Source organism: Lysobacterales bacterium (assembly GCA_016703225.1).
GTDB lineage: Bacteria > Pseudomonadota > Gammaproteobacteria > Xanthomonadales > Ahniellaceae > JADKHK01.
On sequence record JADJCM010000002.1, the window covers coordinates 509,966 to 535,113 of the forward strand.

A 25,148-nucleotide genomic window follows, 5' to 3' on the forward strand; every position below is an offset into this window, starting at 1 on the left:
GACACGACCATGTTGCGCATGCTCAAGAGCAAGTTGCTCGTCGCCCTGGTTGCGCTCAGCGCCTGCGGCATCGCCCCGGCCGCCGACGTGATCGGCGCCGGATCGAGCTTCGTTTACCCGGTCATGGCCAAGTGGTCGGCCGACTATCGCGCCGTCACCCAGACCAGGATCAACTACCAGGCCATCGGCTCGGGTGGTGGCATCGCCCAGATCAAGGCCAGGACGGTCGACTTCGGCGCGTCCGACAAGCCGCTCGATACCGCCGAACTGGCCGCCGCCAACCTGGTGCAGTTTCCGCTGGTGATCGGCGGCGTGGTGCCGGTGGTCAATGTCGCCGGCGTCACGCCGGGTGGCATCCGCTTCAACGGCCCGGTGCTGGCCGACATCTTCCTCGGCAAGATCAAGCGCTGGAACGATGCCGCCATCGTCGCGCTCAATCCGGGCGTCACCCTGCCGGATCAGGCGATCACGGTCGTGCATCGCTCGGATGGCTCGGGTACTACCTTCAACTTCACCAATTACCTGGCCAAGGTCAGCGGCGAGTGGAAGAGCAAGGCGGGCGAGGGCATCACCGTGCGCTGGCCGGTCGGTATCGGCGGCAAGGGCAATGAAGGCGTGTCTGCTTACGTGAAGCAGATCAAGGGCGGCATCGGTTATGTCGAGCTGACCTACGCGCTGCAGAGCAAGTTGAGCTACGCGCTGCTGCAGAACGCAGCCGGCGAGTTCGTCGCGCCGAACGAAGAGAGCTTCCAGGCCGCCGCCGACAGCGCCGAGTGGGACAAGGCGCAGGACTTCAACCTGGTGATCACCAATGCGCCCGGCGCCAAGGCCTGGCCGATTGCCGCAACCGTGTTCGTGATGATGTCCAAGCAGCCAAAGAACGCCGAGAATGCGAAAGCCGCGCTCGCCTACTTTGACTGGGTGTTCGCCAACGGCGCCGCGCAGGCGAGTGCGCTGCATTACGTCTCGCTGCCGGCCAAGGTGCAGGCGCAGGCGAAGGCGCACTGGACGGGGGCGTTGAAGTACTAAGCATCCGACTCCCTCCCTTGCGCGCGCAGCGCGGAGGGGAGGGTTGGGGAGGGGTGCTTCAGGCATCGCCGAAGAGCGACCCCCTCCCGGCCTCCCCCTCGCTGCGCGAAGGGGAGGAGTTTCAGCCTCGCGGGATTGCAGTCATGCAGGAAACCCTCATCGCCGCCGCCGAACGGCGCGCATCGCGCGATGCGCGCCACGACCGCAGCTTCCGCTGGATGCTCGCGGGCGCCGGGCTGTTCGTGTTGCTCGCGCTCGGCGGTGCGGCCTTGTCGATGTTGTGGGGCGGGCGCGAAGCGTTCGCGACCTTCGGCTTCGACTTCATCACCAGCGCGCAATGGGATCCGATCGGCCAGCAGTTCGGCGCATGGGTACCGATCTACGGCACGCTCGTCACCGCGGCGATCGCGATGATCATCGCCATCCCGATCAGCTTCGGTATCGCGTTGTTCCTGACCGAAGTCGCACCGACCTGGCTGCGCACGCCGGTCGGTACCGCGATCGAATTGCTGGCCGGCATTCCGTCGATCATCTACGGCATGTGGGGCCTGTTCGTGTTCGTGCCGATGCTGGCCGAGCATGTTTATCCCTGGGTGGATGCGAACCTCGGCCAGTGGCCGATCGTCGGCAGCCTGTTCGCCGGGCCGCCGCTCGGCATCGGCACGCTGACCGCGGGCCTGGTGCTGGCGATCATGGTCGTGCCGTTCATCTCCTCGGTGATGCGCGACGTGTTCCTGACCGTGCCGACGCGACTGAAGGAATCGGCCTATGCACTTGGCTCGACGCGTTGGGAAGTGGTCTGGGATGTGGTGTTGCCGTACACGCGTTCGGCGGTGATCGGCGGCATCTTCCTCGGCCTTGGGCGTGCGCTCGGCGAGACCATGGCGGTCACCTTCGTGCTCGGCAACGCGCATGAACTCTCGACCTCGCTGCTGATGCCGGGCAACTCGATCGCCGCCACCATCGCCAACGAATTCGCCGAAGCCGACACCGATCTCTATCGCAGTTCGCTGATCGCGCTCGGCTTCCTGTTGTTCGTGGTCACTTTCATCGTGCTCGCGGTGGCCAAGCTGATGCTGCGTCAGCTCGCCAAGCGGGAGGGCAGCTGATGGCCACCGACCTGATTTTCCTGAAGCGCCGCATCATCAATGCCGTCGCGCTGCTGCTCTCGGCCTGCGCCGCCGTGCTCGGGCTGGCCTTCCTCGCCTGGATCCTGTGGACGACGCTGAGCAAGGGCATCGCCGCGTTCAGCCCGACCTTGTTCACGCAGATGACGCCGCCACCGGGAGAGGCCGGAGGCCTCGCCAATGGGTTGTTCGGGAGCCTCGTCATGTGCCTGCTGGCGACCGCGATCGGCACCCCGATCGGCATCGCCGCCGGCACCTTTGTCGCCGAATACGCCGACCGCCACTGGGTCGGTACCACCATCCGTTTCGTCAACGACATCCTGTTGTCGGCGCCGTCGATCGTGCTCGGCCTGTTTGTCTACACCCTGGTGGTGCGACCGATGGGCGGTTTCTCCGGTTTCGCCGGTGCCCTCGCGCTCGCCTTCATCGTGTTGCCGGTGGTGGTGCGCACCACCGACGACATGCTCAAGCTGGTGCCATCGCAGATGCGCGAAGCCGCGCTCTCGCTCGGCATTCCGCAGTGGAAGGTCACCATGCAGATTCTCTATCGCGCTGCTGCACCCGGCATCGTCACGGGTGTCTTGCTCGCACTCGCGCGCATCAGCGGCGAGACCGCGCCGCTGCTGTTCACCGCGCTCAACAACCAGTACTGGAGCTCGGACATGAGCGAGCCGATCGCGAGTGCACCGGTGGTGATCTTCCAGTACGCGATGAGCCCGTTCGAGGACTGGCATGCGCTGGCCTGGGCAGGCGCCTTCATCATCACCGTGTTCGTGCTGGCGCTGTCGCTGTTCGCGCGCCTGGTGCTGCTTCGAAAACGCGTGGCCCATGACTGAGCTTCGTGCCGCCTACGTCCCGACGCTGTCGCCGTTCGTGCGTCAGGTCCTGCTTTGCAAGCGAGTCGCCCATGACTGAGCTCCGTACCGCCGTTGCCGCCCGCGCTGCCGGGCCGACCACCGCCACCAAGATGTCGGTGCGTCGCCTGAACTTCCATTACGGCGATTTCCACGCCATCAAGGACGTCAGCCTCGACATTCCCGAAAAGCGTGTCACCGCGATGATCGGCCCGAGCGGCTGCGGCAAGAGCACCCTGCTGCGCGTGTTCAACCGCATCTATTCGATCTATCCCGGCCAGAAGGCCAGCGGCGAGGCCCTGCTCGACGGCGAGAACATCCTCGACGCGCGCTACTCGGTGAATCGCCTGCGCGCCAAGGTCGGCATGGTGTTCCAGAAGCCGGTGCCGTTCCCGATGTCGATCCACGACAACATCGCCTATGGCATCATGCACTACGAGCGGCTGAACAAGGCCGAGATGGCGGAGCGTGTCGAGCAGGCCCTGCGTCAGGCAGCGTTGTGGGACGAGGTGAAGGACAAGCTGAAGCAGAGCGCGAACGGGCTTTCCGGTGGCCAGCAGCAGCGACTGTGCATCGCGCGTGCGATCGCGCTGAAACCGGACGTGCTGCTGCTCGACGAGCCGACCTCGGCGCTCGATCCGATCGCGACCGGGCGCATCGAGCAGCTGATCGCCGAGTTGCGCAACGACTTCACCATCGTCATCGTCACCCACAACATGCAGCAGGCCGCGCGCTGCTCGGACTTCACTGCCTTCATGTACCTCGGCGAGCTGATCGAACACGGCGTCACCGAACAGATCTTCACCCAGCCCAAGGTGCAGCGCACCGAGGACTACATCACCGGCCGCTTCGGCTGAGGACTGCGCCATGCCGAATGACCACATCGTCAAGAGCTACGACAACGAACTCGCGCGCCTGACCGAGGAGATCGCGCGCATGGGCGACCTGGCGTGCGCGCAACTGCGCGCTGCTGCCAAGGCGCTGGATGCACGCGACGCCGACGCCGCACGTGCGGTGATGGCCGCGGACGCCACCATCGACGCGCTGGAGCACGAGGTCAGCCACGACGTGATCCGCCTGCTCGCGCTGCGCCAGCCGATGGCGCGCGACCTGCGCGAGGTGATGGCGGCATTGCGCATCAGTGCCGACATCGAACGCATCGGCGACTACGCCAAGAACGTCGCCAAGCGCACCTTGGCACTGAAGGACGCGCCGCAGATCGCCGCCACGCGCGCCCTCGCCTCGCTCGCGCAATTGGCCCAGGAACTGGTTGCCGAGACCATCGTCGCCTACCGCGAACGCAATGCCGAGCGCGCCATGCGGGTGCGCGCACGCGACGCCGAACTCGACGCCGAATACACCCAGCTGTTCCGCTCGCTGCTCACGTACATGATGGAAGACCCGCGCAACATCAGCGCCTGCACGCACCTGCTGTTCGCGGCCAAGAACATCGAACGCATCGGCGACCACGCCACCAACATCGCCGAATACGTCTGGTTCATCGAACACGGCGAGCGCGAAATGCCCGAGCGCGAGAAGCGCGACACCACCATCGAGGCGCGTTGAGCGCGCCCGGGATTCGGAGTTCCATGGAGGTTTCTCCGGCTCAGGCGGCGATATCCACGTAGTCGACCACGCTGACTGCTTGCGGGATTGATCTCGGCGCTCGTCGCGACGGGTGCTAGTCCTCCCGCAGGGAACTGGCGACCCAGCCTGCCAGTGCGGCGTCCCCGGATTTCGCTCCACCAAAGGAGGACAAGCCGCCAGACCTGTGCGCCACCAAGACGCCGGTCGGCGCTACCAATGCCAGGCCTGGATACGTCTTGACGCCAACGGTGTCGATGTAAGACTGCGCCTCAGCCACAACTGGCCAAGCGAGGCCGTACTTGTCGACGAACGCCTTGGAGTCAAGTGCGGAGTCGAAAGTGACTGCGACGACATCAATTCCCGGATTGGATCGCGCAAAGGCGTTGAGATCCGGGACCTCCTGTACACAGGGGGCGCACTCCGAGAAGAAGAAACTGATCAACAGTGGTTTGCCGTCGCCAGGGTAGAGGCTGCGTGAACGACCGGAAAGGTCCGATAGAGCTGCTTTCGGCATGGTCTTGCCGATGCCAATGGAAAGCCCTGCCTGCTGAGTTACCCGCGCTGCATCGGCAATGGGCCTGATCGCCAGTACGGCCTCGTGGGTATCGGGATTCTTTTCCGTCAGAAATGCACGGCCAGAAAATGCGAGCTTGAAGAACTGCTCCGAGGAAATTTCGGCGCCATCGCCGGAAAGGTAGGTGATGGTCGTGTATTCGGAAAGGCCCATGTTTTCCATGAAGGCTTTCGATGGTGTCGCCGCCGCGTATAGTTGCCACGACCCTGCGATGGAGCCAACGATCAGCAGTAGCGCGGAAACGCGTTTGAAATGGTGCAGTGACACGGATGCCTCCCAAGAAACAAAACGCCGGTTCGGCCGCCGCCGCGGCGCACGAGGGGATCTCAAGAGCGAGCTGACGCCAATTGTCCGACCGAAGCGTCGGGCTGAAGGGCGGAGTCTGTGATGGCTGGAGTTGGCCGGTCAAGGAGTTCGCGGGAAAAGCCCACGGCTTGCGCGGGGCTTTTTTTGCCGTGGGTGCCGGTGGGTGCGCCGCGATGCTCGGGGATGTGTGGCCGCGACCGCCGTGTCTGGATGGCCGCCATTGGACCAAGCGCTTTGATTCAGGCGGCGATATTCACGTAGTCAACGACGCTGGCCGGTGGCGGGATCGGGAGGCCGTCCTCGCGCATGCCTTCCAGATGGAACGCGATGGCTTCGCTGATCTCCCGCTCCACGTCGGCGATGGAGTTGCCGGTTGCGACGCACCCCGGCAGGTCCGGAACGTAGGCAGAGAAATTGTCTCCGGCCTTTTCGATCACGATGGCGTAGCGCATGGCATCACCTCCTGAGGCCCGCTTGCTTATAGATGCTGATCAGGGTTCCGGGCGCGAGATCGTCGCTCGGCTTGCCTGACACCGTAACACGCCCAGGTTTGGTCGCGTGCTTGAACTGACGGTGACTGCCTCGTGTTGCGACGAGCACCCAGCCATCTTCATGAAGCAAGCGAATGACGTCGGCAACCTTCATGCGTCGAGACTACATTTGGATCGGTGGTTTCGGTGCATTCGCCGTTGGCCATCACTCGAATCCGTCGTGGAACAGGTCGTCGATGACCAGGGTGTGCTGGTTGGCGTCGGCGCAGGAGGTCTGGGCCGGGAGGTTGTAGGCGTTGCCGTGGTACTTCGCTACCCAGCGCCAGGTGCCGACGTAGGTGGGGGCGTAGGCGCCCGAGACGTAGTTGCCGTTGGCGCTGATCGCCAGGTTGCCGCTGTAGGCGGCCGCGCTGCAGCCGGTGTCGCCGGGGGAGTGCAGGGAGAAGCTGATGCGTCCCGATGGAAATCTCGCGGCCGACAGCGTCGCCTGGTCGATGGTGTTGTTGCCGAGCTGGATCGGGCTCGCTGCCACGCCGCTGATCGCCGGCTGGTTGGCGAGCACGGCGCCGGTGACGGCGGCGCAGGTGCGGGTGAAAAAGCTGCAGGTGCTGACGCATTCGTTGTTCAGCGTGCATGGGCAGCCATCGTCGCTGAGGTCATAGGCATTGCCGAGGCTGCATACCGGCGGGTCCGGGTCGGGCGTGTAGCCACCGCATTCGTGGCCGGAGGTGCCGCCACAAACCCCCTTGCAGTCGATGTTGGCATTGCACGCGCAGCCGTCGGCGCTGAGGTCCTGACCGTTGCCGACCGGTGCGCAGTAGCTGGCGTTGGTCACGGCGCCGCAGAAGCCACCGCTGCACACGCCGATGCAATTGATGTTGCCGGTGCAGGGGCAGCCATCGGAACTCATGTCGGACGTGTTGCCGGGATAGCACACGACCAGCGACGTGCTGCCCAGGGGCGATGCTGAGGCCGCGGCGGGCGCGGACCCGCAGACCAGCAATAGGACGGCCAATATCGGCGAAGCGCGCATGCAACCTCCGGGGCAGGTTAGGGCGCGATTGTGCGCCCACTGTGCCCGGGCTGCCTGTGTCCGGCATCACCCCTGCGAGGGGTGGGCTACTGGAACACCTCGGCACCGAGCTCGTCGGCGGCCGCCTGCCAGCGCACGCGCAGCTCGACGAACAGCTTCTTCAGTGCGACGTCGTCGAGCTGCTTCTCGGCCGCGTGTTCGATCTGCCAGCAGATGTCGGCGATGCGCACGGCGCCGATGCCGAGCGCACCCGAGCGCAAGTAATGCGCACTTTGGCGCAGGCCCTTGGCGTCGGCCTTGACGATCGCGTCCTGGATTTTCTGCACCAGGCGTGGCGACTCGGACAGGAAGGTGCCGGCGATCTTGCCGAGCATGTCGGCACCCTTGTTGCGGTCCAACATGCGGATCTGTTCCAGCGCTGCGCGGTCAATCTCGCTCATGGTGTGCTCCGAGTCCGCAGGGTGCATCCATGCCATGCCGCGGTCGTGCCCGCAATGCCGATTCCGGCAGATGGCCCGCAGTTCAATGTGGCGCCACCATTGTTGGCGAGCGTGAGGGTGGGCCTCAGCCGCGGACTGCGGCCGGGCCTTGCTGCTGCCACTTCAGGCGCGTGTAGGCGATGCGGAATTGCTGGCGCTCGGCGTTGCGCTGCGAGGCGCTGCCGGGTTCGGTGGCCATCATCGCGAGCGGGCAGTGGTGGCGTGCGGCGTAATCCAGGCGCGCGGCGAGCAGGGCGGTCTGTGCACCGTGGTTGCGGGCCGATGGAATGGTGCTGGCGCCGGCCAGCAGGGCGATGCCGTCGCCCAGGAACAGCGAGGCGCTGGCGACCGGTCGGCCGTCGAGTTCGGCGAGAAAGCTGACCATGCGCTCGGCCGGGACGATGGCGCGGCTGAGGTCGCGGATGAAGCGCCCGACCTCGTCCGATTCGCTGCCCCAGCCGGCGGCAGCGACCTCGGCCCAGACTTCGGTTTCGCTCGGGTCGATCGCCCGCACGCGCAGCGCCGCGTCCATGTGCGGTGCCGCCTGCACGCCGCCGGCGCTCGGTCGGCAGAGCGCCGAACTCAACTCGACGATGCGGTAGTGACGCTGCTGCAAGGTGGCGATCGTGTGGATTCCTGCCAGCGGCGAAATCTCCAGCACGGTCTGGGTCGAGTGGCCGCGGAAGAACGCCTCGATCGCGTCCAGCTCATGCCCGTTCGGATCGTCGTAGAGACCGAAGCCGAAGGCTTGGGTCATCGGCGAGCCGGCGCCGTCGAACATCGCGCAGCTGCCGCCGAAATCGTGCCAGCAGGACTTCGACTGCGGCTGCAGCCTTGCGCGTGACTGCACGATGGCCGCGCAGGCCAGTCCCTCGGTGCGTTCGAGCCTGCGGGCGAGATCGCGGTCGGCGTGTGGGTGCGGGTGTTGCATCGCGGTCTTCCGGGTCAGGCGGACGCGTATGGATCGGCGATGCCGAGCGAGGCCAGCAGCTTCGTCTCCAGCGCTTCCATGGGTTCGGCTTCGGCCTCGTCGATGTGGTCGTGACCGAGCAGGTGCAGGGTGCCGTGGACGACCATGTGCGCGTAATGGTCGCGCAGGGTCTTGCCCTGTTCCTTCGCTTCGCGCGCGACCACCGGTGCGCAGATCGCGAGGTCGCCGAGCAGTGGCGAGCGCATGCCCGGCGGCCATTCGCTGGGGAAGGACAGCACATTGGTCGCGTAGTCCTTGCCGCGGAAGTCGCGATTGAGCTGGCGACCGGTGCGCGCGTCGGTAATCAGCACATGGATCTCGCTGGCGCGCCGGTGCTTCGCGCCGCGCAGTGCCAGTTCGATCCAGGCGCGGAACGAACGCGCCGCCGGCAGGCCCTTCCAGCCGATGTCGCTGCGGATGTGCAAGGTGAGCTTCGAGTTCACGGCGAAGCGCCCTTCGACAAGCTCAGGGCGAACGGGCGCTTTTGGCTCATCATGTCTTGTCCTGCTTGAGTGCGGCCTCGGCCGCCTCGTAGGCGATCACGATGCGCTGCACCAGCGGGTGGCGCACGACATCGCGCGCTTCGAAGATGGTGAAGCTGATGCCCTCGACCTTGCGCAACACGTCCATGGCGTGGCGCAGGCCCGAGGTGACGTGTTTCGGCAGGTCGACCTGGGTGACGTCGCCGGTGATCACCGCCACCGCGCCGAAGCCGATGCGGGTCAGGAACATCTTCATCTGCTCGACCGTGGTGTTCTGCGCCTCGTCGAGGATCACGAAGGCGTCGTTCAAGGTACGGCCGCGCATGTAGGCGAGCGGCGCGATCTCGATGACATTGCGCTCGATCAGCTTCGCGACACGATCGAAGCCGAGCATTTCGTAGAGCGCGTCGTACAGCGGACGCAGGTAGGGATCGACCTTCTGCGACAGGTCGCCGGGCAGGAAGCCGAGCTTCTCGCCGGCTTCGACCGCGGGGCGCACCAGGATCACGCGTTGCACGCGGTTGTTCTCGAGCGCGTCGACGGCGCTTGCCACTGCCAGGTAGGTCTTGCCGGTGCCGGCCGGACCGATGCCGAAATTGATGTCGTGGCGCGCAATCGCGTGCAGGTAGCGCTGCTGATTGGCGCCGCGACCGCGGACATTGCCGCGCTTGACCTTGATGCTGACGTCCTGCGCGTCTGGCGCCTGGCGTTCGATCAGGCGGTCGGCGCCAACCTCGCTGAGTGCGAGATGCACGCTGTGCTCGCTCAGCGTCTCGTCGGCGCTGGCCTCGTACAACATGCGCAACACGCGCTCGCCGCGCCGCGTGGCCTCCACCGGCCCGCTCAGCCGGAAAATCGGGCCGCGATTGGCGATCTCGATGCCGAGCCGCGCCTCGATCTGGCGCAGGTGCGCATCGATCGGGCCGGCCAGATTGGCGAGGCGCTCGGCGTCGTTGCTGTCGAGCGTGAATTCACGTGCTGTCCGGGTTTTCGTCATGGACCGAGTTTAGCGCGCGACCGCGCGGGTTCCGTCCTAAGATCGGCAGATGAAACGGGGGCTTCCGGGGTGGTGCTTGGCGTTCGGCCTGATCGGGTCGATGACGTCGCTCGCGTCGGCAACGCATTGGTCGGACATGCCGCTCGACGAACCCGGTTTCGCCAGCATCGGCGACTCCGAGTCGATTCCGGATGGTGTGGTCTCGGCGTTGGTCGAAGACCACGCCGGCATGATCTGGATCGGCTCACCGGCCGGGCTGATCCGCTACGACGGCTACCGCTTCCGCTTCCACGTCCATGACGACGCCGACCCGCGCTCGATCAGCGGCAATTTCGTGCGCAGCCTGCTGGTCGCGCGCGATGCGCGCCTCTGGATCGGCACCGAGGCCGATGGTCTGTCGGTGTATGACCCGGTGCAGGAGCGCTTCGAGAGTTTCTTACCTGATCCGGATCAGCCCGAGGGCATCGCTGCGGGAGCGGTGACCGCGCTCGCGGAAACGCCCGATGGTGCGGTCTGGATCGGGCAGCGCGGCGGCGGATTGAGTCGGCTCGATCCGCGCACGCGACAGTTCCGCCACTTCCATGCCGCTGCCGGTTCGGAGCAGGCGCCGAACGACGACCGCGTGCAGGCCTTGCTGGTCGATCGCAGCGGTAGTCTTTGGGTCGGAACCTGGGATGGCCTCGCCCGATTGCGTGCGGGCGGCGATCGCTTCGAGCCGGTGCGTTTCGAAGCCGGTGTTGCCGATGTGCTCGCCGGCAAGACCGTGTGGTGTCTGTTCGAAGCGGGCGATGGCCGCATCTGGGTCGGTACGCAGCAGGGCGATCTGGCGCGCGTCGACCCGCGCGACGGCCGCGTGTTGGCGTTGGCCCAGTCCGATGCCGAGGGCGATCCTTCGGCTACGGTCTACACCGCCGTCCAGCCGCTGGCACAGGAAGTGTGGCTGGGTCGCACCAGCGGCATCGAGGTGCGTGCTGCCGACGATGGGCGTTTGCTGCGGCACCTGCGCCACGATCCGGCGCGCAGCATGAGCCTGGCCAGCAACGAGGTGCGCGCGCTGCTGCTCGACCGCGCCCGCTTGGTCTGGGTCGGCGGCTACGGCGGCGGCGTGCAGCGCCATGACCCGAACCGGCGCAGCCTGCGCGTGCGGCGCAACGAGTCCGGACACGGCGGCGTGTTTGCCGACCCGAACGTGCGCAGCGTGCTGGAACTGACCGATGGCCGCATTCTCGCCGGTACGCAGGAGAACGGCGTCGCCATTTTCGATGCCGGCTTGCGCCTGGTCGGCGCGTTCCGCGCAGCGCCCGGCCGGTCCGATGCCTTGCAGGGCGGGCGCGTTGGCGGCTTGGCGCAGACAGCGGACGGGGCGATCTGGATCGGCACCGATTCCGGTCTGTATCGCAGCGCGACGCAGCAGGATCGCTTCGAGCGCTTTGCCACCGGCAAGGGCCGCACGCGTCGGCTGCTGGCCGGGCGCGACGGCGAGGTCTGGGTCGCGACCGAAGATGGCCTGTACCGGAAGTTTGCAGACGCATCCGATGCACAGCGGATCGCCGGTCCCGACGGTGAATTGGTTGGAGGCGACGTCAACGCGCTGGTGCAGGCCGCCGATGGCCACATCTGGGTGGGCACCGAGAAGGGCATCTACGTGACCACCGCGGCCCGCCCGGACATGCAACGGTTGGCAGTCGCCGCCGATGCCGGGCTGGCGCATCCGACCGTGCTTGGCATGATGTTCGACCGCAACGGCAGCCTGTGGGTCGATACGGCCATCGGCCTGCATCGGCTGCGCGATCCGGCCCAGGCTCCGGCGCGTTTCGAGCGCGTCAGCGAGCGCCTTGGCATTGGCGGCAGACCGTTTGGCGCGAACCTGCAGCAAGACGCGGCCGGGCGCATCTGGACGCACGAGTTCGTGCACGATCCGGCCAACGGCACCGTCCACGAACTGACCCGCGCCGATGGCGTCGACTTCGGCACCGGCTGGTTCCGCGCCGATGCCAAGACCCGTGATGGGCGCCTGCTGTTCGGTGGCAGCAAGGGCCTGCTGGTGGTCGATCCGGCCGGCTTCCGTGCATGGGACTACGCGCCGCCAGTGGTCGCCACCGAGCTCAAGGTCGACGGCCGCGCGCAGCCGCTCGGTGCCTTGGATCAGGGCCTGAACCTGGCACCCGAGCAGCGCGGCTTCAGCGTCGAATTCGCGGCGCTGGACTTGAGCGCGCCGGAGCGCAATCGCTACGCCTACCGGCTCGACGGTTTCGATTCCGGCTGGACCGATACCGACGCCAACTATCGCGTTGCCACCTACAGCAACCTGTGGCCGGGCGAGTATCGGATGCGCATACGCGGCAGCAATCGCAGCGGCAGCTTCAGTCCGCAGGAGCTGGTATTTCCGGTGCGCGTGCTGCCGGCGTTCTGGCAGACCTGGTGGTTCGCGCTGCTGGTCGCGTTCGCGGCGATGGCGTTGGTCGTGTCCGGATTTCGCTCGCGCACCGCGCGCATCCGCCGCAAGGCCGAGCAGTTGCAGCAACTGGTCGACGGCCGCACTGCAGAACTTCGCGCCGCCAAGGAGCGCGCCGAGAGTGCGCTCGGCGAGCTGCGCGGTGCGCAGCGGCAGCTGGTCGAGGCCGAAAAGATGGCTTCGCTCGGCGGTCTGGTCGCCGGCATCGCGCACGAGATCAACACCCCGATCGGTATCGCCGTCACCGCCGCCACGCATCTGCAGGAATCGAGCCGCGTGCTGGTGGCACGCATCGACGCGCGCGAACTCAAGGCCAGCGAACTGCCGGCGTTCCGTGACAACGTCAACGAGTCGATGCGGCTGATCCTTGGCAGCCTGGACCGCGCGCTGCACCTGATCACCAGTTTCAAGAAAGTCGCGGTCGACCAGTCCAGCGAGCAGCGCCGGCGCTTCGAGCTGCGCGGCTTCCTCGACGACGTGCGCACCGCGCTGGCACCGACCTACAAGCACACCAGCCACCGGCTCGACATCGACTGCGCCGAGGGCATCGTCGCGGACACTTACCCGGGTGCGCTGTTCCAGGTGCTGACCAATCTGATCCACAACGCGCTGGTGCATGCCTTCACCGAGGGCAGCGCCGGGCACATGCAGGTCAGCGTGCAGGCCGACGGCGATGGCTTCTTGCTGCGCTTCCGCGACGACGGCGTCGGCATGCCCGAGGCGGTCGCGGCGCGCGCGTTCGAGCCGTTCTTCACCACCCGTCGCGGCAGCGGCGGCTCCGGCCTCGGGCTGCACGTGGTGTTCAACCTGGTCACGCAAATGCTTGGCGGCCGCATCGAACTGCACACCGCACCCGGCGCCGGCTGCGAGTTCGTGTTGCATCTGCCGCTGCAAGCGCCGGCGCGGCCGCAGCGCTAGCGACAGCTGCCGGGGCTGAAGCTCGCAGGATCCTGTTCCAGTCCGTCGGCAAACAGCGTCTCGCCGAACACCGGGCCGAATTCGCTGGTGTTGCCCTGCGCGTCGATCGCGAGCAGCGTCAACGGCAAGACATTGGCGCCGATGTTCAGGGTGAACTGCAGCGGTTGTTGCGCGTTGATCTCGTCGATCTCCGCCTCGGCCAGCAATTCGGCGCTGCCGCCACCGCAGGCGGCGCGATGGAACTGCACGGTGATCGGGTAGCTGCTGTTGCCGGGCAGGCTGTCGAGCGTGTAGTCCACGGTTACGCTGTCGCCACCGCTGGGTAGAAAGCCCGCCGGCAGAGTGAGATTCGGGAAGTTCTGGAAGCGGTTGCCGCCCGCCGCGATGCTGGGGTCGTTGCCGGCGGCATCGGCGTCGTCCGTGTCGTTGGGTGTGGCGCCGTCGAAGGCATTGCTGCCGGCCAGGTCGATGGCCAGTCCGCCATTGCCATGGAAGGTGTTGCCGAGGATCGGCGCGTTCCAGCAACTGCCGATGGCGATGCCGGCGTTGGCGTTGTGGACGATGGCATTGCCCTCGCCGGGTGCGCTGCCGCCGATCAATGTGCGGCAGTAGCCGCCGAGGCTGACCAGGATTGCGGGATAGCTCGAGGCTCGCCCATTGCCGAGCGCGCGGCCATCGATGCCGCTGCCGATGCGGTTGCCCTGGATGCGCACATGCGGCGCCAACCCCTGCGCCTGGGACGCGCCTGCAACAATTTCGACGGCCGCGAAGCCGTTGCCCGAAATCACATTGCCTTCGGCCGCCATGGCGCCGCCGATCAAGGTGTCTTGGGCAGAGAGCAGGTACGCGCCGAAATCCTGGCGGCCAGGGACCGAGGTCAGGTCGGCCGAGGCGCCGATGATGTTGCCCTGAATGCGCACCGAGGTCAGCCCGTATTGGTTTGCCAGGCCGTGATTGCGATTGGCGGAGATGACGTTGCCCTGCGCCGGGGTAGCGCCGCCGATGCGCACGTCGCCGCCGAGGGCAATGCCGTAGTCATTGGCTGCGGCGAGTTGGCCGCTGATGTCGGTGCCGATGTAGTTGCCCTCGACGATGTTCGGGCCCGGATTGAAATGGAAGATCGCAAAATGCCAATGGTTGACGGCCAGCCCGCGCACACTCAACGGCGCATAAGCGATCAGGCCATCGGCTGCGTTTCCGGGGCCGCGCAGTTCGATCTTGAGCGTGTGCGCGATGCCGGCGTAGGGTGGGTTGCCATTGGGTGTGGCACCCGCCTGGGTAAAGCCGTCGATGCTCAGACCTTCCATGATGTTGGGCAGACTGCTCGCTGCGTCGATGCGCCAGTGCTGCGTGCCGGCCTGGTAGCCGGGATCGGCGATGGGCAGGTCGAAGGCGATAGCGTCGGCACCGGGCAGGGCGTTGGCGGTGACGATGGCGCCGCGCAGCGAGCAGTCGGCGGCGACGGCATCGTTGCAGTCGCCGAGCGCGGCGTCGCTGCTGGTGTCGACGATGAAGGTGGCGGCACCGGCGCAATGGCTGCCGGCAATCACTGCGAGAACGGTCAGGGTACGCAGCAGGGTCATGGGCAAGTCTCCGGGGTTTCCGGGGCATACGCTGCTTTGGTGGCGCAACTGACATCGGCTGCTACATTTCGCCCGAGCCGCTGACGCGTGAGGGGTCGCCGCTGCAATGGATGCATTCGTCTGGGATGAGCGCTTCGCCATTGGCGAGGCGCAGGTGGACTTCGAACACCAGGGGCTGGTGCGCATCATCAACGCGGTGGTGGCGCTGCATCGGGCCGGGGGCGGCAGTGCCGCGGAGCTGGAGCCGCTGCTCGACGAACTGTTCGACTACGCCGCCACCCACTTCCGCCACGAGGAAGCGCTGATGCAGGGCAGCGGCATCGACGCCCGCCACTGCCGCCAACATGCGCTCGCGCACGGCGACTTCACCCGGCAGGTGCGGCGCCTGCGCGAGCTGCCGTTCCAGCCGACCAACACCTCGCATCTGGCGCGCTTCCTGACCGGATGGCTGGCGGCGCACATCCTGCGCGAGGACCGCTCGATGATGCGCCAGATCGAGCGCGTGCGTGCCGGCATCGATGCGGCCGACGCCTACGCGGCCGAGCTGGCGATCCCGGTGGATGTGGCGGTCGACAATCTGCTGCAGGCGATGGACGCGCTGTATCGCCTCGCCGACGCGCGCAGCGAGCAGTTGCAGTTGATGAAGGACCGGCTCGAAGAACTGGTCGCCGAGCGCACGCAGCAGTTGCTGCAGTCCGAGAAGATGGCCGCGGTCGGCCAACTCGCCGCCGGCGTCGCGCACGAAATCAACAATCCAATCGGCTTCGTGCGCTCGAACCTGTCCACGCTCAAGCGCTATCTGGACCAGTTCGGCGCGGCGCTCGATGCCGCTGCGGGTGGCACCACCGCGAGCGACGAACTGGCCTTCGTGCGCGCCGACGCGGCGGCGCTGGTCGAGGAGAGCGAAGAGGGCGTGGAGCGCGTGCGCCGCATCGTCGCGGACCTGCGTGAGTTCTCCCAGGTCGATGCAGTGGCGACGCCGCGTGCGGTCGATGTGCACGCCGGCATCGACTCGATGCTGAACATCCTGCGCGCCCGCTTCGGAAATCGTTGCGAGGTGGTGCGCGAGTACGGCCGCGTGCCGGAAGTCGTGTGCCAACCGGCGCTGCTCAACCAGGTGCTGCTGAACCTCTGCGTGAACGCGGTCGAGGCGATGGATGCGCGCGGCGGACAGCTGACGGTGCGCACCGGACCCTGCGGCGATGGTGTCTGCATCGAAGTCGCCCACGACGGGTGCGGTATCGCTCCCGAGCACCTGCCGCACATCTTCGAGCCGTTCTTCACCACCAAACCGGTCGGGTCCGGGACCGGGCTGGGTCTGGCCGTGGCTTACGGCATCGTGCAGCAGCACCAGGGCACGCTGACCGCGACCAGCACACCGGGGGTCGGCAGCTGCTTCCACATCGAGCTGCCGGCGCGGCCGCCGCGCTGAGGCCAGGCGCTACTCGCGGTAGACGAAACGTCCGTCCTCGATCTTCATCACCACGTCGTCGTTGCCAGTGAGCGTGCCGTTGAACTCGACTTCGATGTGCGCGGGAGCGGCCTCGGCGACGTGCACGTCGACGACCACGTCGTAGCCCATCATGCTGCCGGCGATGAAGCGCTCCGGTGTGTAGTTCGCGAGCTGGGCGACGCTGCCGGCGGCGTCGCCGTTGCGGATTTCGTAGTGTCCCGGTCCGTTGATGCCGAACAGGTTGAGGTTGAACAGCTGCTCGCCTGCGTCTTTCGGCCCGCGCGCGCCGGCGACGATCAGCGCGCGTTCGTAGCCGGGCGGATGGAATGCGCCGAAGACATCGTGGTCGGCGCGCCATTCGATGCCATCGATGCGCATCTGCAGCGTGTTCTGGACGCTGGCGCCGGGCGCGATGCCGACTGCCGGTGCGATCGGCACGACGGACTCGCCGCAGCCGCAGGCGAGCAGGGCGAACAGCAAAATCGGGGCAGTGCGGGTGATGCGCATCGGCGGGGTCCTCCGGGATTCAGTCTTCGAAGCCGTCGGCGAGCAGCACGATGTCTGCCTGCGGTTCGGTGGGCTGGCGTTCGATGGCTCCGCTGTCGCAGCGTGCGAGGCCATTGCCGTCGCCATCGATCGGAGCCGTGCGACCGCGCTGGTCGATGGTCCGGCCGGCGCTGCAGTCGGTGCGATCGATCAGCGCGCTGCCCGGTTGCGGCACGAAGCCGAAGGTGTCGCTGCCGAAGTTGCTGAGCGCGCCCAGGCCAAGATCGGCGGCGGTGGTGATGATCAGGTCGGTCGGATGGGTGGGGCTGCAGTCGGCGGGCATGGCGTTGCCGCCTTGCGAAACACCGTTGAAACCGAAACAGCTGCTGGCGCCGGCGGCGAGGATCGCGTTGTTCTCGAGGTCGGCGCGGCCGCCCAGGGACGACACGTACAGCGCGGCGCCATTCGCCGACTGGCCATTGCGCAGCGTGCAGTGGCGAAGGCTGATCGAAGTGTTGATCAGGTGGCCGCCCATGACCGCGATGTCGCCGCCATGGCCGAGCGGGTTCAGGGTGGCGTTGCCGCTGAAGCTGAGGTTGATCAGTTCCTGGCCGACGAGGCCGCGCAGGTGGATGGCGCCGCCGTCGTACTCGGCGTTGTTGTCGACGAAGCTGGCCTGGGCGATCGGTGCGGTGCGCGTGACCAGTGCGATGGCGCCGCCATGGCGGCGCGCGTGGTTACGGTTGAATTGCACCTGGTCGAAGATCGGGATGCCGCCGCCGTGCAAGCCGCCGCCATCGAAAGTGGCTTCGTTGTCGGCGATCACCACGCGCGTGAGCGCCGTGTAGCCCCACAGCATGGGCGCCGATTGTGGCCAGCCGGGTATGAGGGACAACGCGCCGCCGTAGTCGGCGATGTTGGACTCGAATCGGCTGTCTTCGAAGGTGGCCTGGCCGCTCTGCAGGATGGCGCCGCCGAAGGGTGCGCGGTTGTTGCCAAACACGCCATGTTGCACCACGAGCATGCCGAAGCCGCCTGCGTTCAGCGGCGAGGGTCCGTCGACGAACACGGCGCCGCCCTCGGACATTGCGAGGTTGCCGAGAAATCTCGGGCGCTGCAGCAACGCGGCGGTGTCGGGCACGGCGGTGCCGGGAACGCCGTCGTCGTGCGCGGACAGGAACAGCGCGCCGCCGCTCTCGTCGGCCAGGTTGTCGTCGAAGGACACCTCGGTGCCCGACAGGCTCGCGCCCTCGCGCAGCAGCACCGCTCCGCCGCGCAGCGTGGCGTGGTTCTGGTCGAAGCGCACTCGCGTCAGCGTGGCACTGCCACCGCGCTGGTGCAGGGCGCCGCCGATGTAGCCGACGTTTTGGGTGAAACGGGTGTCGGTCGCGGTCAGCGTGCCGAACCAGATCTGCACCGCGCCGCCTTCGCCGCTGGCGCCGGCGACGTTGGCGCTGAAGGTGCTGTCGATGAGCGCGACGTTGCCGTTTGCGGCAATCGCTCCGCCGTGCGCAGCCTGGGCGTTCTCGATGCGACTGCGCCGCAGCTCCAGCGTGCTGCCGCCGGCGGTGTGGATGGCGCCGCCCGAGTAGTCGGCGGAGCAGTCTCCGATGGTGCTGTCGAGGACGCGCAGCGAAGTCCCGCTCGCGACCGCCGCGCATCCGCCGTAGCCGCCGGCCGCGTAGCCGCGGTGCAGGCGCAAGCCGCGCAACTCGATCACGCTGCCGCTGCCGCTGGTGGCGAGCAACGGTGTTGCGTACTGGCCGTCCAGCACGATGCGCCCGCCGCCATCGACCACGACGTTGCCGCTCAGGCTCTTGACCGTGTTTAGTGCCAGCGCGTGGTCCGCAGCACCACAGTCGAACGACAACGTTCCCGCCGGCGCCAGCAGCGCGATCGCGGCATCGAGCGCAGCCTCGTCGCACGACGCCGGCGTGCCGCTGCCGACGGTGGCGTCGGCGGCGTGGGCCGCGGGCGACGCGCAGGCGCACAGCAAGGCTATGGTTCGGGCGACGCTTGGCAGGCGGATCATCGGGCAGTTCCGGGGCGGTGCGCGCGGGGTGCGGCGGTCACTGTCGACATACGCGCTTGCGGCGCAGACCTGACACGCGCCTGCGCGAACGCCTGCCGAGTGGGCACGACGGGTTGTGGCCACGCGTGCGCTGTGTCGCAAACTGGCCGGGCGGCGCAGGTTTATGGTTGCCGCCGGGCGTAGGCTTGCGGGGTCGCGGAGGACACCATGAATCAGCGCACCGCGACGACCTTGCTCACGGCCGTAGTGGGACTTGATGCTGCTGCAGCAGAGCAGACCGCCAAGAACGACTCGCTCGCCGATTTCGGCACGGCGGTGATCGTGCAGGGCTTCGTGCCCGGCGAGAAGGCGGCGTCGTGGCTGACCTCGCCCTGCAACGGCGATCTGCGTGCGGTTCAGGTGTTCTGGCGCTCGCCCGCGGGCACCACCGGTCAGACCCTCCACGCGGCTATCGAGATTTCGCGCTCGGGTACCTTCCCGACTCCGGGAACGCTGGCGCAGAGCATCGGCGGCCCGGTGCTCACCGACGCCGTGCTCAACGAGTTCCGCTATCTCGACGAGAACAGCACGGTGCCGTTGATCGTGCCGGTGACCAGCAACGAGACCTTCGTCGTCGCGCTGGTGTTCGATGTCGGCATCGGCGCTGGCGATCCCAGCGTCGTGCGCGATACCGACGGCAACCAGAGCGGGCGCAACGGTCTGTACGCGCAGATCGGCGCCGGCAGCTATGCTTGGTTCAACTCCTCCAGCCTCGGCGTCAATGGCGACTGGGTGATTCGGGCGGTCATCGATTGCGCGGTGGTGGCGCAGCAAGCCGATGTCGGCGTCGGCATCGCCGCGAGCCCCCTGCAGTACACCGCCGGCCAGCCATTGAGCTACACCATCGTCATCGACAACGCCGGCCCGGTGGCGGCGCCGAGCAACACCATCGTCGATATCTTCCCGGCCGCGTTCACCAGTCCAACCTGGACCTGCAGCGCCAGCCCCGGCGCCAGTTGTCCGGCGACGGGCAGCGGCAATATCACCAACGTCGTCGGGCTGCCGGTGGGCGGTCAGGTCACCTTCTCGGTCAACGGCACGGTGGCGCCGGGCACCACCGGCACGCTGGTCAACAGCGTAACCGCAGTGGTCGGCGGTGGCGTCACCGACCCGATCGCGGGCAACAACACCGCAACCGCCAACACCGATGCCGCCGGTGCCGTGTTGCTGTTCCTGGATGGCTTCGAGGGTTGAGCCGGTCGAGCGCTGTCATGCGCCGCCATTCTGGAACGCCACGCGGGCATGGCGCACGGCAGCGGATCTCTGCGCATCAATCCTCGAAGCCATTCCGGTAGATCAAGTCCGCCAGCGACGGCACATGGTTGAGGGCGGTCAGGCGCACCGTGTTCTGCGGCGATAGCGTCAACGTGTACTGGAACTCGGGCGCCAGGCCTTCGATGACCACCTGATAGCCTGCCAGCGTGTCGGTGAGCGTGCCGCCGACCGTGATCAAGTCGAAGCTGTCGCCAGCGAAGGGCGAGTAGCCATCGCGGAAGTTGACGCGCAGCACGCCGAACGGGCGCAGATTGCCGGCGACCTGGACCTGCGCGTACTGGGTCAACGGGGCCGGCCCGCCGATCGAGATGCGCGTGGTCGGCAGCGGCGGATTGCTGCCGTTCTGCAACAGCGTGCCGTTCACGGCGATGGCACCGAACGGTGCGCCCGGCTCCAGGCGTCCGCGTTGCTCGAAGGTCACGGCATCGACGCTGCCGACACCGGTCATGGCCGCGTCCTTGTCCAGGTACAGCAACGAACCGGTCACGTCGAGCGTGGCGCCATTGAGCATGCGGTACGTGCCGAAGAAGTACTGATAGGTGTCGAGCAGCAGGCGGCCGCCGTCGACATTGACCGTGCCGACGCCCTCCAGGCTGAGATTGCTCAGCGTCAGCGTTCCCGGTCCAGCCGGTTTGTTCATCACGCCGTCGATGTACAGGCGCACATTGCCGATGCCGTTGATCACGCTGCCGTCGCTGGCGTCGAAGCTGCCTCCCGGCATCACCCGCACGCCACCGCCATCGAGGACGACCGTCGTTCCGTGCAGGCGGATGCTGCCGGCGCTTTCGAGTGCGTTGGTGATCGACTTCGGATCGGGCCCGACGATGTTGATCTCGCCATTGCTGCGGATGTACCCGTTGCCACCGATCACGCCGCCGGCGAACTCGAACAGGCCCGGTGCGAAGTTGATGACGCAGGCAGTGGTGGTGTCCGGCAGGCGCACGTCGCCCTGCATCTGGCCACCGGTTTCCAGGCGCACACGGCCGCTGCCGGTGCCCACGGTGGTGTAGACCTGCGTCGGTCCGGCTTGCGGGCACAGCAGCATCTTGCCGCCATCGCGGATCGCCAGGACCCCTCCACTGGCGACGTCGATGCTCCCGCCTTCGCTGATCAGCAGCGCATCGAAGCCGTCGGCGTCGGCGATCGCCAGCGTTCCATTCTGCACCTCGATGCGCCCGGGGTAGACCGCCGAGGTGCCGAAGTTGCGCAGCGTGCCGTTGAACACCGAAGTGCCGGCGCCGGTCTTGCGCACGATGCCGTCGTTGACGATCGCTACCAGGCCGCTGATCTGCCCGCTGCCGTCGAGGTGCACCAGCGCCGGCGTCGCGGTCGTCGTCAGGTTGCCGATCAGGCCGCCGCCATTGACCTGGTTCCAGTACAGCCGGCCACCCGGTGCCACCCGCAGCGTGCCGTTGTTCTCGATCACGCTGCGGTAAGCCAGCAAGGGATTGGCCGTGATGTCGAGTTGGCCCTGGTTGGCCAGCGTGCCGCCGCCGTTGCAGCAGGCGTCGATGTTGCCGCCGCTCCACAGTCCGCCGCCGAAATTCAGCCGGAAGCCTTCGTAGATGCCCATGCTGCCGCCGCTGACGATGTCCAGGCGACCAACCGACACCGGCGACGTGGCGGGCGGATTGGCGCCCTGGCCCCACAGGGTGGTGGTGTGCGCGATCACCCCGGTGTCGGCGGGGCCCGGAATGCCCGAGCCGCCCCAGGCGCAGCCATCGGGCGATGTGCACCAATAGACCCCGTTCTGCACCGTGGTGTAGGTGTCGGCAGCGGCCGCACCGCCCCAGATCAGGCAGATCAGCGCTGCCAGACGGCTGACTTTGGTGTTCATCTCGGTGTTTCCTCGCCGGGTCGGGACGACCCTCTGTCCCATGGATGCGTGGCGAGGCGCCGAAATGTCTCATGTGCCTGACAATTGCTCGGCGGAGGGCACCCGCCCGAGGTCGCGGCAGCGCTTTCCGCCCTGTCGCGAAGCGCGCACAATCGCCACGGCAACAAATTGTTCAGCGGAGGTGCGACATCGAAGCGCCAGTGACCGATTGGCTGAAACTGTGGCGCGGCGGGCAGGGCGAGGCCTTCGCTGCGGTGTTGCCGGCCGTCTATCAGGAACTGCGCCAAGTGGCCGCGCGCGCGCTGCGTCGCGAGTCCGGCGCGTCCACGCTGCAGCCGACGGCGCTGGTCCACGAAGCCTGGTTGCGCCTCGCGCAGGTGCGCCCGGCAGACTGGCAGGACCGTCGGCACTTCGTCGCCGGCGCCGCACGACTGATGCGCCAGATCCTGATCGACCATGCGCGCGCCGCCGCCACCGACAAGCGCGCCGGTGGCGAGCGCGTCGACCTGTCGCGGCTCGATCTCGCAGCCAGTCCTGAACCCGTCGATCTGCTGGCGCTGGAGCAGGCGCTGGAGCGACTCGAACAGGTCGATCCGCGCAAGGCGCAGCTGGTCGAGCTGCGGGTCTTCGCCGGGCTGGATTTCGAAGAGATCGGTGACGCGCTTGGCGTGTCGCGCGCTACCCTGCACCGCGACTGGCGCGGCGCGCGTGCATTCCTGTATCGCTGCCTGAGCGACAGCGCCGCATGAATCGCGAGCAGCGCGCACTCGCCCTGTTCGAAGAGGTGGTCGAGCGGTCCGATCCGGACGCGTTCCTGGCCAGCGCGTGCGGCGATGACGTCGACCTGATCGCCGAGGTGCGCGCGCTGCTCGACGCCGACCGTCGTGCCGGGCACTTCATCGCCCGGCCGATTTCGTTTGAACCGCAGCGCGAAGGCCAGCAAGTGGGTCCCTGGCGATTGCTGCGGCGGATCGGCGATGGCGGCATGGGCACGGTCTATCTGGCCGCGTCGGTGCAGGATGCAACGGCGCCACAAGGCGCGCTCAAGTTGCTGCGCTGGGATGCTCCGGACCTGCGCCAGCGCTTCGAGCTGGAAAGGCGCATCCTGGCGGGACTCGACCATCCGGCGATCGCGCGCTTGCTCGATGCGGGCACCGGTGCGGATGGGGCGCCCTATCTGGTCCTGGAATACGTCGATGGCTTGCCGCTGACCGATTACGCGAAGCGCGCAACGCTGTCGCCGCAGGCATGCACGAGGTTGATGATCGAGGTGCTCGCCGCGGTCCAGTACGCGCACGCAAGACTGGTGCTGCATCGTGACCTGAAGCCGAGCAACATCCTGGTCGGTAGCGACGGTCGGCCGAAGCTGCTCGACTTCGGCATCGCCAAGCTGATCGGCGAGGGCCAGCGCGGCCTGACCCTCACCGGGCCGGGTCCGATGACGCCCGAGTACGCCAGCCCCGAACAGGTGCGCGGATTGACCCTGCATACCTCGAGCGACGTCTACGCGCTCGGTGTCGTCCTGTACGAGTTGCTGACCGGCCGACGACCCTACGCGTTCGGCAAGGCTACGGCCAGCGAGGTCGAGCGCACGATTTGCGAAGTCATGCCAGCGCGACCGAGCACGCTGGCACCGAAGCTGCCACGCGACTACGACCACATCCTCGGCAAGGCGCTGGCGAAGTCGTCCGCCGACCGCTATCGCAGTTGCGCCGAGTTTGCCGAGGATCTGCAGCGCCTGCTCGACGGCCTGCCGGTGCGCGCGCGTGCCGCGACCCCGAGCTATCGGCTGGCCCGATTTCTGTGGCGCCATCGTCTCGGCCTTGCGCTGACCGCAAGCGTGTTCTTCGCGCTTTCTGCGTTGACCGCCATCGCCTGGCGCAACGCCGAGCGCGCGACGCGGGCGACCGCGGACGCAGTGCGCGAGCGCGACGCTGCGCGCGAAGTGCAGTCGTGGCTGGAGCGAATGCTGGCCAGTGCCGATCCGCGCGTGATCGGGCATGCGCCAAGCGCTGCGGAATTGCTCGACGGTGCCGCGGCGACGCTCGGCAGTGGGTTGGCATCGCGGCCGGAGATCGAGATCAGCTTGCGCCTGACCCTGGCGCAGGCCTATCGCGGGTTGGGTCTGGCCGAGGCGGCGCAGCGCGAGGCGGATCGCGCGCTGGGGCTGGTCGATGGCGATACCGCAGCGACGCTGCGGGCGAAGGCGCTGCGCGTGCACGCGCAGACGCTGGCCGACCTGGGCCGCTATGACGAGGCGCTCGCAGACGTCGAACTCGCGCTGACGGTGGTGGGTGCGCGTACGTCGCTGGAAGGGGCCAGGGTGCTGGCTTTCCGCGCATTCATCCACAGCCGTCAGGGAGCGCTCGGCGCCGCCGATGCAGACTATCGGGAGGCGCTGGCAGCCTTCGCGGGAGACGCCAGCCTGGCCACGGAGCATGCCGAACTGCTCAACAACTACGGTGTGCTGAAAGGCATGCGCGAGGAGTTTGCCGAGGCGCTGGATCTGCACCTGCGCGCCCGGGCCTTGCTGGACGCGGAGGTTGGCGCCGAGCACCCGCTGACCTTGTTGGCCGCCGTGAATGCCGCGAGTGCGAGGGAGTCGCTGGGCGCGATCGCCGCCGCGGAGACGGAATATCGCAGCCTGCTGCCCAAGCTGGAGGTGCGCCTCGGTGCCGGACACGCCGATGTGATCCGCGTGAGCAGTACGCTCGCCTTCCTGCTGATGGATGCCGGTCGCGACCAGGAAGCCGCAACCCTGATGCGCCCCGTGGCGGCTGCGGCGCGCGAGTCGCTGCCCGCCAGTCACTCCATGCGCGCCTATGCCGAGTCCACTCTGGGTGCCGCGCTGCTCGGCAGCGGCGATCCTGCCGCTGCGGTGCAACCCCTGCGCGCCGCGCTGTCTTCGCGACGCGAGTCGTTGCCCGCGCGTCACCCGCTGTTGATCTCAAGCGAATGTGCGCTGTTGGAGGCACAGGCCCGCACTGGCGATCATGCCGCGCGCCTGCGGATCGCCGAGCTGCTGGCAGAAAGCAGTGCTGGACTCGGCGACGAGCACCCGATCATCGTCCGCTGCCGCGAACGACAGCGTCGAGTCGTTGGCTCGCGTCCGGGTTGAGAGTTCGGGAACACGGAAGCAGA

General features: G+C 67.3%; 22 protein-coding genes. 10 read left to right on the top strand and 12 right to left on the bottom strand.

Annotated elements, in window-relative coordinates; genetic code table 11:
* Positions 1-9 precede the first annotated feature (9 nt).
* The 5 genes from pstS to phoU all read left to right on the top strand — a co-directional run bounded on the left by pstS (position 10) and on the right by phoU (position 4,576).
* Positions 10-1,029, top strand: a complete 1,020-nt coding sequence (gene pstS / locus IPG63_10905; protein MBK6727754.1) for a phosphate ABC transporter substrate-binding protein PstS — start codon at positions 10-12, stop codon at positions 1,027-1,029.
* 143 nt (positions 1,030-1,172) lie between these two features.
* Entirely contained in the window at positions 1,173-2,138 is a 966-nt protein-coding gene (pstC, locus tag IPG63_10910) for a phosphate ABC transporter permease subunit PstC (protein MBK6727755.1), read from the top strand.
* Positions 2,138-2,992 (top strand): phosphate ABC transporter permease PstA, encoded by an 855-nt coding sequence (gene pstA, locus IPG63_10915; protein MBK6727756.1) that lies wholly within the window; start codon positions 2,138-2,140, stop codon positions 2,990-2,992. Before pstC ends, pstA begins: the two co-directional genes overlap by 1 nt.
* A gap of 71 nt (positions 2,993-3,063) precedes the next feature.
* Complete coding sequence (gene pstB / locus IPG63_10920) at positions 3,064-3,867, top strand: phosphate ABC transporter ATP-binding protein PstB (protein ID MBK6727757.1); 804 nt, start codon at positions 3,064-3,066, stop codon at positions 3,865-3,867.
* A 10-nt stretch (positions 3,868-3,877) separates the two neighbouring features.
* Entirely contained in the window at positions 3,878-4,576 is a 699-nt protein-coding gene (gene phoU, locus IPG63_10925) for a phosphate signaling complex protein PhoU (protein MBK6727758.1), read from the top strand.
* A gap of 115 nt (positions 4,577-4,691) precedes the next feature.
* Here the strand turns inward: phoU and IPG63_10930 are convergent, their stop codons facing one another.
* The 8 genes from IPG63_10930 to IPG63_10965 all read right to left on the bottom strand — a co-directional run bounded on the left by IPG63_10930 (position 4,692) and on the right by IPG63_10965 (position 9,929).
* Entirely contained in the window at positions 4,692-5,438 is a 747-nt protein-coding gene (locus IPG63_10930; GenBank protein MBK6727759.1) for a TlpA family protein disulfide reductase, read from the bottom strand.
* Positions 5,439-5,716: 278 nt separating this feature from the next.
* On the bottom strand, positions 5,717-5,929 hold the full coding sequence (locus IPG63_10935) for a type II toxin-antitoxin system HicB family antitoxin (protein ID MBK6727760.1): 213 nt from the start codon (positions 5,927-5,929) through the stop codon (positions 5,717-5,719).
* Between the two features lie 4 nt (positions 5,930-5,933).
* Entirely contained in the window at positions 5,934-6,122 is a 189-nt protein-coding gene (locus IPG63_10940; protein ID MBK6727761.1) for a type II toxin-antitoxin system HicA family toxin, read from the bottom strand.
* Between the two features lie 51 nt (positions 6,123-6,173).
* Entirely contained in the window at positions 6,174-6,878 is a 705-nt protein-coding gene (locus IPG63_10945) for a hypothetical protein (protein MBK6727762.1), read from the bottom strand.
* 209 nt (positions 6,879-7,087) lie between these two features.
* Positions 7,088-7,441: an Hpt domain-containing protein gene (locus IPG63_10950; protein MBK6727763.1), complete on the bottom strand. Its 354-nt coding sequence runs from the start codon at positions 7,439-7,441 to the stop codon at positions 7,088-7,090.
* Between the two features lie 124 nt (positions 7,442-7,565).
* Positions 7,566-8,411, bottom strand: a complete 846-nt coding sequence (locus tag IPG63_10955) for a GNAT family N-acetyltransferase (GenBank protein ID MBK6727764.1) — start codon at positions 8,409-8,411, stop codon at positions 7,566-7,568.
* Between the two features lie 14 nt (positions 8,412-8,425).
* Positions 8,426-8,893 carry an rRNA maturation RNase YbeY gene (gene ybeY / locus IPG63_10960; protein MBK6727765.1) on the bottom strand — a complete coding sequence of 156 codons (468 nt, stop codon included), beginning with the start codon at positions 8,891-8,893 and terminating at the stop codon, positions 8,426-8,428.
* A gap of 49 nt (positions 8,894-8,942) precedes the next feature.
* Positions 8,943-9,929, bottom strand: a complete 987-nt coding sequence (locus IPG63_10965; GenBank protein MBK6727766.1) for a PhoH family protein — start codon at positions 9,927-9,929, stop codon at positions 8,943-8,945.
* A gap of 100 nt (positions 9,930-10,029) precedes the next feature.
* On the opposite strand from IPG63_10965, the gene IPG63_10970 reads away from it, so the two are divergent.
* Positions 10,030-13,302: a hypothetical protein gene (locus IPG63_10970; protein MBK6727767.1), complete on the top strand. Its 3,273-nt coding sequence runs from the start codon at positions 10,030-10,032 to the stop codon at positions 13,300-13,302.
* Here IPG63_10970 and IPG63_10975 read toward each other — a convergent pair.
* Entirely contained in the window at positions 13,299-14,885 is a 1,587-nt protein-coding gene (locus IPG63_10975) for a hypothetical protein (protein ID MBK6727768.1), read from the bottom strand. The two genes, IPG63_10970 and IPG63_10975, sit on opposite strands and share 4 nt — an antisense overlap.
* Before the next feature lie 106 nt (positions 14,886-14,991).
* On the opposite strand from IPG63_10975, the gene IPG63_10980 reads away from it, so the two are divergent.
* Positions 14,992-16,317, top strand: a complete 1,326-nt coding sequence (locus IPG63_10980; GenBank protein MBK6727769.1) for a hemerythrin domain-containing protein — start codon at positions 14,992-14,994, stop codon at positions 16,315-16,317.
* A gap of 9 nt (positions 16,318-16,326) precedes the next feature.
* On the opposite strand, the gene IPG63_10985 is transcribed toward IPG63_10980, so the two are convergent.
* Both IPG63_10985 and IPG63_10990 read right to left on the bottom strand, forming a co-directional pair.
* Positions 16,327-16,845, bottom strand: coding sequence for a hypothetical protein (locus tag IPG63_10985; GenBank protein ID MBK6727770.1), 519 nt, complete (start codon positions 16,843-16,845; stop codon positions 16,327-16,329).
* Positions 16,846-16,864: 19 nt separating this feature from the next.
* A complete protein-coding gene (locus tag IPG63_10990) occupies positions 16,865-18,856 on the bottom strand; it encodes a hypothetical protein (GenBank protein ID MBK6727771.1) in 1,992 nt (663 codons plus the stop codon).
* A 207-nt stretch (positions 18,857-19,063) separates the two neighbouring features.
* On the opposite strand from IPG63_10990, the gene IPG63_10995 reads away from it, so the two are divergent.
* Positions 19,064-20,089 (top strand): hypothetical protein, encoded by a 1,026-nt coding sequence (locus tag IPG63_10995; GenBank protein MBK6727772.1) that lies wholly within the window; start codon positions 19,064-19,066, stop codon positions 20,087-20,089.
* Between the two features lie 76 nt (positions 20,090-20,165).
* Here the strand turns inward: IPG63_10995 and IPG63_11000 are convergent, their stop codons facing one another.
* On the bottom strand, positions 20,166-22,007 hold the full coding sequence (locus IPG63_11000; GenBank protein MBK6727773.1) for a hypothetical protein: 1,842 nt from the start codon (positions 22,005-22,007) through the stop codon (positions 20,166-20,168).
* A 71-nt stretch (positions 22,008-22,078) separates the two neighbouring features.
* On the opposite strand from IPG63_11000, the gene IPG63_11005 reads away from it, so the two are divergent.
* Both IPG63_11005 and IPG63_11010 read left to right on the top strand, forming a co-directional pair.
* Positions 22,079-22,756, top strand: a complete 678-nt coding sequence (locus IPG63_11005) for a sigma-70 family RNA polymerase sigma factor (protein ID MBK6727774.1) — start codon at positions 22,079-22,081, stop codon at positions 22,754-22,756.
* Entirely contained in the window at positions 22,753-25,125 is a 2,373-nt protein-coding gene (locus IPG63_11010; GenBank protein ID MBK6727775.1) for a protein kinase, read from the top strand. The genes IPG63_11005 and IPG63_11010 overlap by 4 nt, the downstream gene beginning before the upstream one ends.
* The last annotated feature ends 23 nt before the right edge of the window (positions 25,126-25,148 follow it).